Raw genomic sequence first — 15,677 nt, forward strand, 5'->3', positions numbered from 1 at the left:
ATGAACAGGCGGCGAGATGAAGCTGTCAGATATAACAGAAGGGAAGAAAGAGATGATTATGGACCATTTTTTTGATGCAGCCGTATGGGAGCAAGCGTGGAAGGACGATACCGATACGGCCTCTAACAAGATGAGAAGTAATGGAATCGATCCATCGAGGACTTTTGACCATAAAGCAAAGTCTTTTAACGAACAGTGCTTTAGCGAAGAGGGGAAAAAACGAACCAAACGAATTGTGAGTTGGCTGGAAGGGCAAGGCGTTCTATTCGAGAACGCTTCTGTTTTGGATATCGGCGCCGCCTCAGGAGTCTTTGCAGTGCCATTTGCCGAGCGTGGCGCCCGGGTTACGGCCGTAGAGACCTCTCCGCCGCTGATCGAATTGTTGAAGGAGAATGTCTCGAAGTATGGCGAAGGCCAAGTCACGATAGTGGCAGAGAAGTTTGAAGAAATTGACGTGCCGGCCAGAGGCTGGAGCCAGGCATTTGATCTTGTCTTTGTCTCGATGAGCCCTGTCATTCACAATTGGGACAGCGTGCTCCAGATTCTCCAGTGCGCTCGAAAGTTCTGTTATATCAGTATGCCTGCAAGTTCTGCGGAGCACAGCTTGGTGGAGGAGGTCTGGCCGCTTGTCACCGACCAGCCCTTCTATCCGATCCATATGGAAATGGGATATTTGCTGCATTTGCTGTATCTGAAAGGTTATGCTTATGAGACGCTGATCACACGGGAAACGAAAACAAAGGAGGTAACCGCAGAAGAGGCGCTGCATGAAGTGATGACCTGGCTTCGCCTTCATCGTCTGCCCGATCATGAGCAGAATCGGAATCGGATTGCCGGCTATTTGGCTGAGGCTTATCCATCCGGCAAAGTAGTCATAAAAGAAGGTGGCCGTTTTGGCAAAGTGCTTATTCGATTGCAGGATCAGAATATGTACACAAGAGAGATCTGAGTCCATAACGCAGGTATTCTAGAAATCGTCGTGAGGCGCTGCCCGGGGTTCTAGTCGGGAGAGGCGGTCAACTATGATAGTTTCTAACTAAGAAACGCAAATAGGGATTCCGCTTATTCATTAATAACCGGAATCCCTATGTTAGGTTTACAGAGCTATTCAATTTTACCCTAGCACTCCATTTCACACACAGCTTGCCTGAATCAACATTCTTGCCAACCATGCTTTTCAGATTTTGTGAAACAATAACGTTCCTATACTGCCCAGATCAGTAACAGATTCTGACCGGCTGTTATCCTCGTATTTCCCGATGTTCCCTCTTACCTAGCAACATGGTGATTTCCCGCATATCCCGCTCCATCTGCAAGATGAGCGCCTTACGCATAATCCATCGGTACGAAAGGTAATGGATATGCTTCGCTAACGTTCTTCAATGGACTATCCCCTCTCCAGCTCAGACGTTAGGTATATATCAACATGAATGCGGGGCCAATGGAATCAAAAGTGATTCGCGCCTTCTATGCTTGGCGTAAGGTCCTGCATTCAAGGATATAACGCGGCAGTTACGTTAGGTGATGCGTTGCTTTTCGTTTGTTTGTGTTGGTTATGGCTTTACTTTATATTAATATTTAAAGATTGTAAATATTCAGATTATTTAAAATACAGGGGTTTTGGGCATATTTTCTTCAGTCTTCTCGCCCAATCTCCTGGAATCTCAGGATTTGGCTTTTTTCTGATTGTTAAGGGAGGATGGGCAGCTGACAGAAAAACCGCCTCTCCCAGTGGTGATTGCTTGGCGGGAGGGCGGTTCCATACGAATATAATATACATAAAGGCTATTAGCCTTCGGCTTTCCTGGTGCTGAGGTAAGCAAGCAGGTCGGGCCAGGAGAGCGGCTTGCTGAAGTAATAGCCCTGCAGCTCATCACATCCAAGCATGCGCAGGATGGCAACCTGCTCGGCATTCTCGACGCCTTCGGCGACGACTCTCAGGCCAAGATGATGACCCAGCTGCGTAATAGCCGCACATATGGTCTTGTCTGACGTGCCTTCGGTCAGCTCGGTGACGAAAGCCTTGTCGATCTTGATGGATTGGATCGGCAGCTTGCGCAGATAGCTGAGGGAGGAATAGCCGGTTCCGAAATCATCGAGTGCGATCGCAACACCATATTCAGTCAGCTTCTGCACGGCTTCCGGCGCCCGTCCGAACGACATCACGGCCGACTCGGTCATCTCCAGCTCCAGCTGCTCGGGAGGAAGTCCAGTCTTGTGAAGGATCTGTATGACATCCTCCGCAAAGTGATCCTGCTCCAGCTGGATCACAGATACATTAACGGCCACCTGAACGGTGTGCCCCTCATTATGCAAATGCTTGGCGGCCTTGCAGGCCTGAAAGAGAACCCAGTAGCCAATCTCCACAATAGCCTGTGAGGATTCCGCCAACGGAATGAATTCAACAGGAGGGATATAGCCAAGTAAAGGGTGCTTCCAGCGCAGAAGTGATTCCAGACGGATAACCTTCAAGGATTCCGCTGCAAGAATCGGCTGAAAGTGCAGCTCAAACTGCTTGTTGACGATACCAGTGAGCAGATCTCTCTCCAGCAGCAGCTGGCGGTCAATGCGGGCCTTTCGGTCCTCCGAGAAGGTCATTGCCTGCTGCTTGTCCGTCTGCTTGGCCTGATGCATAGCCATGTCGGCATATTGAACCAGCGCCTCTGGCGAGGTGCCGTCTTCCGGGAACAGGCTGACACCGATGCTTGCCGTAATACGCAGCTGCAGGCCGCGGAAATGATAGTCGGATGCGAGGGCATCATGGATAATCTTAGCCTTACGATAGGCAGATTCTCGCGAATCGAGTCCGGTCAGCAGGACGGTGAACTCATCACCGCCAAGACGCGAGACGACATCGCCCGGAGCCAGCTGCTTGATGATCCGGCTGCCGACTTCCATGAGCAGTGTGTCCCCGGTCTCATGCCCCCACGTGTCGTTAACCCACTTGAAGTTGTCCAGGTCAATGAAGAGAACTGCCAGCGGAGTGCCGGCTGACCGTGCATCCTCCAGCAGGGACTCCATCCGTTCGAAGAAGCTGGCCCGGTTGGGCAGGCGGGTGAGCGTATCATGCCGGACCTGCTCCTGCAGCTCATGGTAAGCCTCCTCAAGGGAGAACAGCATATCATTAAAGGCGAGCTCAAGCTTGCTGAACTCGTCCTGCCCGGAAGACTGAACCCGAAGGGAAAAATCCTGCTTGCTTGAGATGCTGTCGATATCAGTGGCCAGGCGCTGAATCCGCCGGTGAATGAAGCGGTCATTGAACATCAGCAGTCCAGCGAACAGCAGAGCGATAATAATAAATATGACTGCCGATATCTGAATAATCGTATTCACGCCGCGGGAGATGATATCTCGCTCCGCGTGAATGGTCACCAGATAAGCCGGCTGGCCATACATATCCGGATAGACAGACTGGACGAGCGCCAGATGGCTGTCCCGATTCTCGACCCATACCGGGTAATGGCGGAGATCACCACGGAGCTGCTGGGTCACCGTCATGCTGCTCTCCGGGATCTGGAAGCTGTCATTCAGCTTGCTGATTTGCACATCGAGTCTTGCCCGCTTCGACAGCTGCTCCTGCATCTCAGGTGTCATGATTCTTCCGGCAATCAGTGTGCCGTGTATCGGGCCGTTTATTTCACTGTCAACAATCGGCAGGGAAACCGTCATGAGTGGCCCCGCGGGCGATTGGGTAATGCCTTTGTAGCTGTCCTCAGGCCCGGTAAACTGCAGGATCTGTTTGTGATGGCTGAGCCACTCATCAATAATGATTCGCTCCAGGTCCATCTGCATGTCTGATTCAGGGTGGTAGGAACGGCCATACAGGACGTTGCCCTCCTGGTCGAGCATGGCGATGGCGGTCAGCATATTTTCCGCGAAGGTTGCGTTGGGATAATTACTCAGGATGTAGGGATCATCAAGGATGCTGGCGGTGGATGGTGCGCGCTCAATGAAAGCGATCGTGTCATCCCAGGCGGAATAGTTCAGCATTAATTTCTCGATCCGCTCCATCTCATCCTCAAGAAGATAGAAGACATGCTCCATCTTGGCCTGCATTTCCTGGCTCTCTAGCTCGCTGAAGCGGCTGTAGAGAATCGCGTACAGCAGGATATAACAGACAAGCATACTGGCAGCTGTTATAAGACCGATGAATAGGATTGATTTTTTGCGTAGTGTCATGTATGTAGGCTCCTATTAATGGGGTGATAGGACAATTGGAACAGCATAGTCCTATTCTACCATAAGAGAGGTCATTAGAAGATGTTTTATTTGGAACCTGTAAAAACGGGTATATAAGAGGTAAGAACCAAATCCAACCCTACTGAAAAGTGTGAACATATGATGAGGAGGAGATTCCGATGAATGAACCTACTATTATTGAATTAGGGGAAATGAAAATTGGGGGTCTCCACGTCCGTGCGGCGGAGACGGAACGGGGAACGGACAGTGCTGTGGCCCGGCTGTGGGAGCAGTTTCGCAGCAGTGACCGCTGTATTGCCAAGGAGGCCGAGGCTCGAAACCCTTCGGTTACCTATGCGCTATATGCCGAGTACAACCGGAGCGACAACGGTGCGTGTACGATTGTGATCGGCCAGGAGGTTTCCGGTGATGATGCATTCGAGGAGGGGGCAGATTGCAAGATTGTCACGCTTCCCGCCTCGCGTTATGCCGTATTTACAACGCGCCCTGGTCCGGCGCTGGAAGTGACGGCCGAGACTTGGGCAGCCATTGACCGTTATTTTGAAACATCGGCCTATAGACGCAGATACTCGGGAGATTTTGAGCTGTATGATGCGAAGGCGTCTGACCCGGGAGAGGCGATTGTCGATATTTATATATCAGTGACAGATGAGCCGTAATTTATTAGCAGCAGGGCTCCTGTAATCAGGAGCCCCATTCCAGCATAAACTTCTGGCGGACGGCTTCACGGGCCCGGAACAAGCGGGTCTTTACATTTTGTTCCGTCATATTCAGCCGGCTGGCAATTTCCTTATAGGATAAGCCATACCGCCAGCGGAGAAGGACAATGGACTTATATTCTGGCTTCAGGGAATGGACGCAGCGCGCTACCGTCTCGGTCATGAGGCGGCATTCTACCTCCTTCTCGGGCGATGGCGACTGCATCGGGAGGGGAACACGGGCGCCCGCAGCAGAGCTGCCGGCATCCTGAACCACAGATATATCCGGATGTTTGCGCAAATATGTAATGGCCTGGTTCTTGGCGACGGTTCGAATCCAGGCCTGCACCTGCAGCATGTTCCTTAGATGCGGGGGCATTTTACGGACGGATTTAAGGAAGGCTTCCTGAACAATATCCTCTGCAGCCGCATAGTCGCGGACAATCCGGCGGGCTTGAGGAAAGACAAAACGGTGAAATTCCTGGAATATGGCAAGCTGCTGAGCGCGGCTGAGTGTGTCATAGTTACCTTGTGCCAGTAAGTGAAGAGAGTCCATTGCAAGGTTAACCCCTTTTTTTGAGCATTCTTCTGATTCTTCTATTATACCTGACTTTATATAAAATTCTATAGATTGGAATAAATAGAAAATTAGAGTTTGCTGTCGTGCGGTGTCATCTCTTGCAGGACGAGGATAGGAGGATGTGAGGTGGAGACAGCATACGGGAAGGCTGCAGTTATTTACAATGGCCATGCAGGGCAGTCTGCGCTGCAGGAACGGCTGGGGGTGACGGCCAGTGTTATCGCGCCAGGTGTAGGCGAACTAACACTGCTCCAGACTGAGGGTCCGGGGGATGCAGAGCGGCTCTGCCGGGAGCGGGCAATGGAGTTTGATTTACTGTTAACGCTGGGCGGGGATGGTACCGTGCATGAATGTATAAATGGGCTGGCAGCTCTGCAGTCTCCGCCGCCGTTTGGGATCCTGCCTTCAGGCACGTGCAATGATTTTGCGAGAAGCTTGGGACTCCCGCTTAATCTGGAGGATGCTGCAAGGCTTGTTCTGGACACTGAACCTGTGCCAATCGACATAGGGGAGGCTAACGGCCGGTATTTCAGCAATTTCTTCGGGGTTGGTCTTATTACAGCCGCCTCGGAAAATATCGATGAGGGTTTGAAAAGCCAGTTTGGCAAATTGAGCTATTTTCTAAGTTCCCTGCAGGTTCTGAACTCCGCGGAATCCTTTGCCTACCGGCTGGTAACAGATGAAGAAGAGCGCAGCGGCGAGGCGGTCATGATCCTTGCATTTAACGGCCGTTCAATAGGAACGAACACGCTGCCGCTTGAGGAAGCTGGTCTGCAGGACGGACTGCTGGATATATTTGTGGTTAGGGAAGCGGGGCTTGCCCTGCTGTTTGAGGTGCTAAGCCGCAGGGATCCTTCAGCCTGGAAGCAGGAGGGCGGGAATATTGATTACTTCCAGAGTGCGAAGGTTACGCTGGCGACGCAGCAGCCGATGAAGGCTGATATGGACGGAGAGATCTACATGAATACACCAGCCGTACTGCGTACACACTGCCGCCAGCTGCGGATATTCAAGCCGGCCGCCGGTTAGCGGCTCTTCCCCAGCAAGATTCAGTTAAGAATTTATTATTGTCGAAAAAGGTCGAATGCGGTATGGTAGAAGGAGCATGCATGACCAAACTTTATTGATAATGAGGCTTGAGATATGGAGCAGCCAGATTGGAACATCAACCGCCCTAGTCATCACTATCAGGCTTTTATTCTGCTGTTTGCCACGACATTAGGCTTCTTGGGAGCGCTTCTCTACCTGCTATTCCGCTGGGAGAGTGCCGCGCATTATGGAGAGATCCGTCAGGAGGAGCTGGAGAAGGTCCAACGCGGAAGCGAAGCTATTGTACAGCATCTGGAAGGCCGGTATTCGGACCTGTATTTTCTGGCGGATTTGACGAGTCTTCACCGAATTGAGGAAATCAGTCAGATCCAGAATGGAACTTCAGAGGTTGCCAGTGAATATATAAGCTTCGTCGACCGGAAGGTTCAGTATGAACAGATTCATTTCTTTAACCGCTCGGGCAAACAGCTGTTTCATATTTACCGCTCGGGCAAGACGATTCATATATCGGAGCCGGGTATGCACCAGGATGCGGGGACGGTGAGATATGCACGCGGGATCAACAGGCTGGCTGTCAATGAGGTCTACATTTCGCCGCTGGAGCTGTATAAGAACCTCGGCCGGGTTGAGACGCCTCCGAAGCCGGTCATTCATCTTGGGACGCCGGTCTTTAACCAGAACAAGCAGCAGATCGGGGCAATTATGGTAAGCCTGCTTGCCTCACCGCTGCTTGACAGGTTTGCAACGGCGAGCGGGGTTCAATACGGATACACCGAATTATTAAATGCGGAGGGCTACTGGCTGTACAGCAATGACTCCACTGACCGGTCTTGGGGGTTTATGTTCCCGCACAGGACGGCAGAGACATTACCGCGAGATTATCCAGATGAGTGGAAGCAGATGCAGGCTTCGCCATCCGGGCAAATCCGGTCGGACAATGGGTTGTTTACGTATCAGCGGGTGGCTCCCTTCGAGGATATGCCAGAAGGTGCTTATGAATGGACAGTTCTGTCCAGACTCCCGGAAGATAAGCTTGAGGATATGGGCGCAGGGATGAAGGTACAGTTTCTTATTTTTGCTGGGGTCATGCTGGTGCTGTCGGCTGCGGTCACATGGCAGTACACCAAGAGCCGTGCGTATAAGCAGCAGCTTGAGTATATGGCGCTGTATGACCCGGTGACAGGACTGCCCAACCGGATCAAGTTCTTCCGCGCCTTGGATGATGCGTTGAAAGAGGGCAGGAAGGATCAGCGGTTTGCGCTGCTCTTCCTGGATCTGGATGGCTTCAAGGCGGTGAACGATACCTATGGGCATGAAGCGGGGGATGAAGTGCTGCGGATGGTAGGCAGCCGTCTTCGCGGCTCTGTCAGAAGCGGGGATACCCTTGCTCGTATGGGCGGAGATGAATTCAATCTTCTGATCAAGCTGGACAACGGCGCACAGGATGCGGAAGAAGCTTCCAAGCGAATCCTCGCTGCCCTCTCCGCGCCTTTCGAGCTATCGGGCGGGCAGTGCAGGGTGGGAGCCAGCATCGGAATCAGCCTGTATGATGTGGACGGACGGGAGCGTGAGACGCTTCTCCATAAAGCGGATTCTGCCATGTATGTTATTAAGGGTCAGGGAAAGAACGGCTTTGCCTTCTATCAGGAAGAGGAACACTCTGTTAAGTATAAGTAACAATCCCGTTTAACTCGCGAAGGCCGCGGAACCCCATCTGGTTCCGCGGCCTTTATGCATGGAAGCTCCGTTCAGCCGTTCATCTCGCTCTGAAACCGCAGCAGCTTGCCGAAGGTTCCGCTCTCGCCGGACAGCTGCTGGAAGCCTCCCTGCTGAATAATACGTCCTTCCTCCAGGACGATAACCTGATCCGCGTTCCGGATCGTAGAGAGCCGGTGGGCGATAACGATGATGGTCAGCGATCCTTTCAACCGGTCCAGCGATTCCTTAATCTTCGCTTCGTTCTCCGTGTCCAGTGCGCTTGTCGCTTCATCCAGCACCAGAATGGACGGCTTGCGCAGGATAGCCCGTGCCAGTACGATCCGCTGGCGTTCCCCGCCCGACAAGCGGACACCACGGTCACCAATAACGGTCTCAAGCCCTTGTGGAAGGTCCCTGACAAAGGATGCCGCCGAGGCGAATTCAAGCGCCTCCCATATCTTGGCGTCAGTGGCATCAGGATCGACAAGCTGCAGGTTATCCCGGATACTGCTGTTGAACAAGAACGGCTCCTGGGAGACGTAGCTGACCGAGGCGCGCAGAGCGAAGACCCGATCGCCAGTCAACGGCACCCCGTCGACTGTGATTTCACCTTGTTCTGGTCTAATCAACCCAATGAGCAGGTCGATCAGCGTGCTTTTGCCGGCTCCTGACTTTCCGACTACGGCTGTCATGCTGTTCGCCGGTATTCGCAGATTGATATCCCTCAAGGCGTAGGTTTCATAAGCTTCATTATAACGGTAATGGACCTGGCGGCATTCCATGCTGTGCTGAATCCGCAGCGGCTTCTGCAGGGCCAGGCCTTCACGAATGACCTGTTCTCTGGCTGCGGCACATTCGGCTTCCAGTTCAAGCAGGCTGTCGAAGCCGGGGGTAGACTGCATAATCTGCTCCCAGCTGGATTGAATGGAAGAGAACCTCGGCCACAGCCGGGAGAAGATGACGATGATCAGCAGCAGCTGTTCAACGGGCACCTTCAGCACCTCGAAGGAGAAGTAGATAAACAGGGCGATCAATACAGCCGAGGCTGATTTATAGAAGAACTGGCTGGAAGTCTGGAGCTTGGCGAACTGGACCATGTTATGCTCCATCCGGTCACAGAGCGCCCTGAACCAGCCCATGTGCTGCCGCTCCAGCAGGTTGCTCTTGATATCCTTGATGCCATTGAAATGGTCGTTCAGCGCTGACATATAGCTCTGGGACAGCTCGGTGGTCCGGGTGCCAAGCGATTTGGCATGACGGATAAACCGTCTGGCGTACAGGGCGAGGAGCAGACCGCTGACAAGGACGAACAGCGTCAGCTGGAAGGACAGCCAGAACGCCAGCGCAACCTGAATGGCGGTGAAGATCAGGGAGGTTACCAGTCTCAAGAAGAGATGGGTGCCCTGACTCGCCCGGGTCAGCTCCGAGGTGAAGATGTGATTGAAGTCGGACTTGCGCTTGCGCAGGAAGAACGACCAGTTGGACTGAAGCAAGTCCCGGTATACCTGCAGGCGCAGATGACGGGCGAAGCTTTGCTGAATTTCAATATTTAATACAGTTTGCTGCTTCTGCAGGTAGCTCTGCACAATAATGAGCAGCATGTAGAGGCCCAGTATGACGGGTAGAATCAGGTGATCCGGCAGGCTGCGGAGCGGGGCAGTCGCTTGATCCAAGAGGGGAATGTTGACCTGGCCGACTGCGAACAGCCCGGACACGCTGAGCAGTGGGACAAGCAGCAGGATACCGATTCCCTCGAACAGGCTGATCAGCGTCATGCTGATCATGTTCAGATACAGCTTGGCTCCGGCAAAGTGATGCAGCCGTTTTACATAAATCCAGATTGATTTCATATCCAAGTCCTCCTTATCCCCTAGTCAGGGGTTGCCGCCTGAATTGCCGCCACAGCCACAGCAGCGGCCGCAGTGGGAAGTATAAAAAATGCAGCGGTCTCGGCATCGGCAGCTGGGCGGCATCACGTGAGCTGGGGAAGAGAGGCTTGGTATAGTAATCCAGACGCTGGCGGATCGACATCAGATCCAAGAGATAGTGCCGGAATTCGTGTACGGCCTGTTTGCTGCTCTCATCCGGACAACGCTTCCCGCTAAGAATGAAGGGCAGAGCAGTCCGGGCAAGCCGACGTGATCTGTCATTCGCGTACAAGCCTTCATCCTCCTTGGACAGCGGTGTGCCGAATAGGTCCGCAGACAGCAGCATACTCTGCCCGACTATAGCCCGGTAGGCGCGGTCACAGCCAGCTGGTAGCCGCTCCTGACGCACAGGGCTGCTTCGCAGCAATCTGTCGACATCCGCCAGCCACCGAAGACGGAACCACCCATGCCGCGCGCCATGAATAGCCAGATACAGCAGCAAGTCCTGATCCCCCGGTGTATGAACGGGAGTATCGGAGAATAGCACCGTCTGCCGCCGCTTCCACATGGCTTCAAAGGGCGGTTCGCTGCCCTTGTGCGGATCGAGCTGCCAATGCACCTCTATCATGGTGCGGTGCACAGGGTGGTAGTAAGAGATATGATGCGTCTTACGCTTCCACAGATGGAATAGATGATGGTTGGCGTAGTCTGTGATATAGCCCATCTCTGCAAGCTGCCCGGCTGCGGCTGTGACATCTTCGGGCGCAACAAGCACATCGAGGTCCTTCGAGGTGCGAAGGGAGATATCGCCGTAGAGGTGCTTGGCAAGTGCGGGACCCTTCAGAACCAGCATGCGTATGCTTTCATTGCTCATCCTGTCACAGACCTTGGTCATCTCCGCGCTCAGGTGCAGCATCTGGAAGGTGTTGCGGGTGTACATTGATTGGAGCGCGTGCATGAGCTCCTGCGGCAGAGCCGGATTGTGAAGAGCGTTAACCCGTTTCAGCTGCAGATAGACGGATGGATAAACCCGGTGGTGCTCCGCAAGCTGGAGGAACAGTTTCCAGTCCATATGCCCGCCGTCTACAGCCGCTGCCAAGGCAGCAGCTGTATCCTCTTGATTCTCCGCTGACAGCAAGAGAAGCAGCGACAGCTCCGGGGAGAATGAGCTTCGGTTAAGCACGGGGTCAGTGTTCATTTCCTAGGCTCCTTTGGCTCTTCTTATAGCCGGCTGCAGAGCGGCCCGGATAACAGGCGAAGGTGCCGACTACGGTAAACTTGGACATAGTTTCGTACCCGGTGATATAGTAAGGGCCGCTTCGCAGCCAGGCGTGGGCAATCATGCTTCCGTTATCGTCCCTGCCCGTACCCAGATAGAGCGTGCTCTCGATCCGGCGCCGCCGCATCATCTTCATGGCGGCAATAGCCATAACGAGGCATTGGCTCTCCCACCAGGTATACCGGCTGATGAGACGGACGACATGAGAAATCCGGCTCTGCATGGCTTGTACGGCGGGGTCCGATTCCCAAGGCGTTTCCTCCATAGGTATGCCAAGCGACGGGGCAACCTTCGCAAACGGAGCAGCCTTCAGAATCCTAGCCCAGCCCAGGCAGAAGAATGCTTCAATCATCAGGAGCTTCATAGAGAGAGGAGAAGCGGCCAACTTACGTATTTTGCGCCACATGACAAGTCCTCCTCGCTTGCAGTATTACAGACGTTCTGCGGGGGCAACATGGATAAGCCCTTCTCTTCGCAGCTGCTCCAGAAACATGGCCACCTCTGTGCGGCAGGCAGCAGGGTCCACCTCATATTCTTGCAGAAGGGCAGAAACAATGTCTTCCATGCTGACGGGTGATGCAGCCAGCTCCCAGATTCGGCTTCCGACTTCACCGAGGCTGTAATACTTTCCATTCGTGATGCTCATCATAACCTTCTCGCCGTCCATATCGGTAACCAGACCGCCTTGAGCCTGTATAATCTTGTCCGTAGATGTTATTGCCGTATTAGCTGCCATATTGAAGGTCTCCTTCCTTAATCATAGAATGGATGATACTGGTCATTTGCACCGCACTGAAGCCTGTTACAGGACGGAACAGCCGGTACACTGGAACGCTGGCGGCAAGACGGGCTGCCGTCTCGAAATGCCACTGCATAAGACCCAGGTGAGGGACGAGGAAGTTCCGGAAGGTGTGATAGCGGAGCAAAGGCAGTCTGTGCAGGCCGTGCAGCTGCTCGATCCGGATCTGTGAAGCTTCCGGGTCCGGCCTAAGCTCTATAATACCGCCGAGCGGAACAGGCCTCCCGAAGAAGCTGGCCTTCACCGGTACCGCAAACTTGTTCAGCTCGCTGGAGAGGCGGCGGTAAGAATCATTTTCCATGCCAAGGTTGGTGAGGCTCTCATCCCACAGCTTCTGCTGGGGGTAGGCAGGCGCTGTCATAGGGACCTGATCGTGCCTTCCAAGCTGGACGGCGATGACATCATCGGTGATAATTGGGCAGCCCTGGCTGATGAAAGCGGCGGCCAAGGTTGATTTTCCCGCTCCTGAATCGCCTACGAAGGCGTAGGTCTTGCCCTCAATAACCACCGCGCTCCCGTGGAGAGGCAGGGTGCGTCTCTGCAGCAGCAGAGCTCCAATACCTGTGCCAAGCAGATAGACTCTAATCTTATCCCACTCAGCATCGCACATGGGTGAGATCTGAATTGTGCATCCGTCTGTCACGCTAATGACCGCTGTGTCTGGAATATGGAAGAGAAACCGGCCTGGGCGGGGGAAACCATAATAATCGAATACTGGAGTCAGGCTGTGCCACTCGTCAGCCAGTTCCGCGATTTCCACGGTCACATCCGGCTCTGCAGCACTTCCGCTAAGAGTGGCTAGCTCCGGCAGGGTAACGTCACTTGCGATCGTCAGGCCGAATGCCTCATAAGTTAACCGGTTCGATTGCGCTATCATCATGCCTCACCTTATTTCCTGTATATATTGACCGGGCCGGCACTGCGCTGTCAGGCAGCGGCAAGTGGGCGCTCCGGAATGTTATCGATAGGATGTAATAAAGGTGCCCTTATACACCTAAGAAGCTGTATAAGGGCGGCTGTTCTTAACTAAGTAAGTAGAAGATCAAACTACGATGTTGGCAGACCTGGGATTGGCGGTACTGGAATGCCGCTGGAAGGGTCATCCGTGATGTTAAGGTCGAGCTGGCCACCTACATATGTCCAGTCGAAGTACTGTGTACCTACACCAGCCATTGTTGCGCTGATGTCCAGTGTTTCAAGCGTTGGTTGATTCCAAGCTTTTTTAGTCATTTCTCTCTCACCTCCTTTCAAGCGTTATCAGGCTAGGCTGTAAACTGCTTCAGAAACCGGTAAGCGATCAGACACTTCATTAAATAGCGGTACTCATCCCGGAATGCACTCTCTACCTTCCCGGGTTCATTCGCTTGCGCCAGGTAGGCCTTGATTTGACTGGTATTTATGAGGCTGGAGGCGGTGGGATCCTGGCACAGCTGCTCCAGTTCGCTGCGCACCCGGTTCCAGGAGCCTGCTACCCGGTGCAGCCAGTCGGCACCCTGCACGCCGCGGACGCGCTGGTTCAGCCTCACTTCGTCTGGAAGATAACCCTTGGTGATTCTGCGTACCAATGCACGGTCCATGCCATTCTGTACATACTGGTCAAGCGGGATGCCCATACAGAAGCGTATAACTCTGACGTCCGCGGTTGGGTCACGCTCTGCAATGCCATACCGCATCAGCAGCTTGGCGCCGGAGCTTCCCTGCATGTTCAGCAGAGCGGGGCTGCGGAAATAGTAACGCCGTTCCTCAAACCCGTCCCGTCCGGAGACGGTTAGTCCCACATCCTGGCTGTGCAGCTTCTCCATAACTTTCGTCCGCTGTGCAAAATCCGGATGAATGAGGAGGGGGGCGTCATTATGCTTGCTGGCAAAAGGAGCGGGGAAGGTGTTCCTGCCTATGACAGACAGGATTTTCTTCCTGCCAACACCCATCACCCTGCTGTAGCTTCTCAGTTCCTTGTAAAATGTGAGCAGGCGCGCTCTGCGGATGAGTAATATATAGTAATCCAGGGCCGAACCGCAGGAGATGGTGTTGTTTCCTCTGGCGCCGGTTAGCAGCACACCCGTATCGTGCCGGGCGGCCTCCTCATAGATGCCCTTGATCCAGAATGAATTCTCAAAAAATTTATAAGGTGACTCCAGGATGGAGAGCCATTCATCAAGTTCGCTGTAGGAGCTCATGTCATCAAAGGCATAGTAGCCTGGTTCAATGTTGCCGACATGAGCAACCGTGGCCCGGATATAGGGCGATTCGTCAGCTAGCCGGGAGCGTGATTTCCACTGCGTAAAATCGGTTGCGGGCACATAGCTGTAGGTATACAGCTTCTTCCCGGCTGCCTTGAGCGGTTCTGCAGCAAATCCGACGACGGCACCGGAGTCAAGCCCGCCGCTGAGCGTGGCTGCAACCCTGCGGTGAGTACGTAAGCGTGTTTGGACAGCTGCATCGAACAGCTCACGGAATGCTTCCTCATACTCAGCATTTGATTGATAGAGTACCGGATCATCGGGTATCAGCTTGCTGTCATAGCCAGCGGTAAGGAGTTTGCCGTCTCTAAACACAAGCGTACTGGAAGGGGGAAGCTGCCGGATGTCTGCGTAGGCTGTTGCGCCAACATCAGTGGAATCGAGCATCATGGGAATCGTCAGAAACTCGGCAAGCCAGGATTGATTAAGCTGCTTGTCATGGCTTGGGAGAGACAGCAGCGGGGCAATAGCCGAGCAGAATGCGAAGCCTCCGCGGCCTTGCGTGTAGTATAAGGTCCGGTTGCCGAGCGGGTCACGGGCGGCAAAGAGCTGACGCTCCGCTTCATCCCAGATGGCAAAGGCGTAATCGCCCAGCAGGAATTCTGGTGTGCGGGAACCCCATTTATAGTAGGAGAGCAGAATATATTCGCTGTCTGGAAGATCGCAGGCTTCAGCGGAATCGAGCTGCAGCAGGGCGGCCAGCTCGTCGCGGTTATCCAGAATCGCATCCGATACAATGGTCAGGCCTAGCTCCGCGTGACGGCGGGGAAGCTGCTCGCTTACAGACTCAGGCGTAACCCATCGGAGGGCGCTGCCAAGGAATAGAGACCCGGCATGCAGGCTATCCAATTGATCATGCTTATAGAAGGACAGTGATTCTAACAAGGCCCTGCTTTCGTCGGCGCCCACTGGCTGGCCGTCTTGTTTAAGAATACCTGCAATGGCGCTCATAGCATCCTCCTGCCTTGGATCATTAGTGTAATCACTTTCTGACTTGGTAGGTTAAGTATTCTGACAATTTAGGTGTCTAGTTAGAATGCTACCTAACGCGTACCTTTTTGCTCATATTATACATAATATTATTCAAAACGCAAACACAAATGAAAATTATGGGCCTGAAGTCCTCGTTATTTCATGAAAGATGGGCATGGAGTGTTGGAGATCAGTCTGATTATTGTTGCGAATGACAAAAGTAAGGCTGCTGAAAGAGACACCGAAGATATCCATATGCGATAAACGAGGTAATATTCATGTAAGCGTTTGCG

The 15,677-nt window shown here is 53.3% G+C and carries 13 protein-coding genes; 4 read left to right on the forward strand and 9 right to left on the reverse strand.

Translation table 11 applies throughout. The features are described from left to right. Positions 1-58: 58 nt before the first annotated feature. The gene (locus tag DNH61_RS00120; RefSeq protein WP_111144841.1) at positions 59-949 is read left to right on the forward strand and encodes a class I SAM-dependent methyltransferase; all 891 of its coding nucleotides are present in this window, start codon (positions 59-61) and stop codon (positions 947-949) included. 839 nt (positions 950-1,788) lie between these two features. Here DNH61_RS00120 and DNH61_RS00125 read toward each other — a convergent pair. Further along, positions 1,789-4,179, reverse strand: a complete 2,391-nt coding sequence (locus DNH61_RS00125; protein ID WP_111144673.1) for a bifunctional diguanylate cyclase/phosphodiesterase — start codon at positions 4,177-4,179, stop codon at positions 1,789-1,791. A 179-nt stretch (positions 4,180-4,358) separates the two neighbouring features. On the opposite strand from DNH61_RS00125, the gene DNH61_RS00130 reads away from it, so the two are divergent. Continuing rightward, positions 4,359-4,859, forward strand: coding sequence for a GyrI-like domain-containing protein (locus DNH61_RS00130; RefSeq protein ID WP_111144674.1), 501 nt, complete (start codon positions 4,359-4,361; stop codon positions 4,857-4,859). Positions 4,860-4,884: 25 nt separating this feature from the next. Here the strand turns inward: DNH61_RS00130 and DNH61_RS00135 are convergent, their stop codons facing one another. Then, the gene (locus tag DNH61_RS00135; RefSeq protein ID WP_181438517.1) at positions 4,885-5,454 is read right to left on the reverse strand and encodes an RNA polymerase sigma factor; all 570 of its coding nucleotides are present in this window, start codon (positions 5,452-5,454) and stop codon (positions 4,885-4,887) included. Between the two features lie 150 nt (positions 5,455-5,604). Between DNH61_RS00135 and DNH61_RS00140 the strand changes: the two genes are divergently transcribed. Together DNH61_RS00140 and DNH61_RS26920 are read left to right on the forward strand one after the other, a co-directional pair. Next, the gene (locus DNH61_RS00140; protein WP_111144842.1) at positions 5,605-6,507 is read left to right on the forward strand and encodes a diacylglycerol/lipid kinase family protein; all 903 of its coding nucleotides are present in this window, start codon (positions 5,605-5,607) and stop codon (positions 6,505-6,507) included. Between the two features lie 114 nt (positions 6,508-6,621). Beyond that, positions 6,622-8,205: a diguanylate cyclase domain-containing protein gene (locus DNH61_RS26920; protein ID WP_111144676.1), complete on the forward strand. Its 1,584-nt coding sequence runs from the start codon at positions 6,622-6,624 to the stop codon at positions 8,203-8,205. Positions 8,206-8,276: 71 nt separating this feature from the next. On the opposite strand, the gene DNH61_RS00150 is transcribed toward DNH61_RS26920, so the two are convergent. From DNH61_RS00150 to DNH61_RS00180, 7 genes are all read right to left on the reverse strand, one after another. Continuing rightward, on the reverse strand, positions 8,277-10,076 hold the full coding sequence (locus DNH61_RS00150; RefSeq protein ID WP_111144677.1) for an ABC transporter ATP-binding protein: 1,800 nt from the start codon (positions 10,074-10,076) through the stop codon (positions 8,277-8,279). Between the two features lie 13 nt (positions 10,077-10,089). Next, a complete protein-coding gene (locus DNH61_RS00155) occupies positions 10,090-11,292 on the reverse strand; it encodes a nucleotidyltransferase domain-containing protein (RefSeq protein WP_111144678.1) in 1,203 nt (400 codons plus the stop codon). Beyond that, on the reverse strand, positions 11,282-11,779 hold the full coding sequence (locus DNH61_RS00160) for a lasso peptide biosynthesis B2 protein (protein WP_111144679.1): 498 nt from the start codon (positions 11,777-11,779) through the stop codon (positions 11,282-11,284). Before DNH61_RS00160 ends, DNH61_RS00155 begins: the two co-directional genes overlap by 11 nt. 24 nt (positions 11,780-11,803) lie before the next feature. Further along, entirely contained in the window at positions 11,804-12,109 is a 306-nt protein-coding gene (locus DNH61_RS00165) for a lasso peptide biosynthesis PqqD family chaperone (RefSeq protein WP_111144680.1), read from the reverse strand. Then, a complete protein-coding gene (locus tag DNH61_RS00170; RefSeq protein ID WP_146240918.1) occupies positions 12,099-13,052 on the reverse strand; it encodes a phosphoenolpyruvate carboxykinase (ATP) in 954 nt (317 codons plus the stop codon). Before DNH61_RS00170 ends, DNH61_RS00165 begins: the two co-directional genes overlap by 11 nt. A 167-nt stretch (positions 13,053-13,219) precedes the next feature. Continuing rightward, complete coding sequence (locus tag DNH61_RS00175) at positions 13,220-13,402, reverse strand: paeninodin family lasso peptide (protein WP_111144682.1); 183 nt, start codon at positions 13,400-13,402, stop codon at positions 13,220-13,222. A 32-nt stretch (positions 13,403-13,434) separates the two neighbouring features. Beyond that, entirely contained in the window at positions 13,435-15,363 is a 1,929-nt protein-coding gene (locus DNH61_RS00180; protein WP_111144683.1) for an asparagine synthase-related protein, read from the reverse strand. Positions 15,364-15,677: the final 314 nt, after the last annotated feature.

Origin of the sequence: Paenibacillus sambharensis, from assembly GCF_003233845.1 — a bacterium.
Taxonomy (GTDB): Bacteria; Bacillota; Bacilli; order Paenibacillales; family Paenibacillaceae; genus Paenibacillus_I; species Paenibacillus_I sambharensis.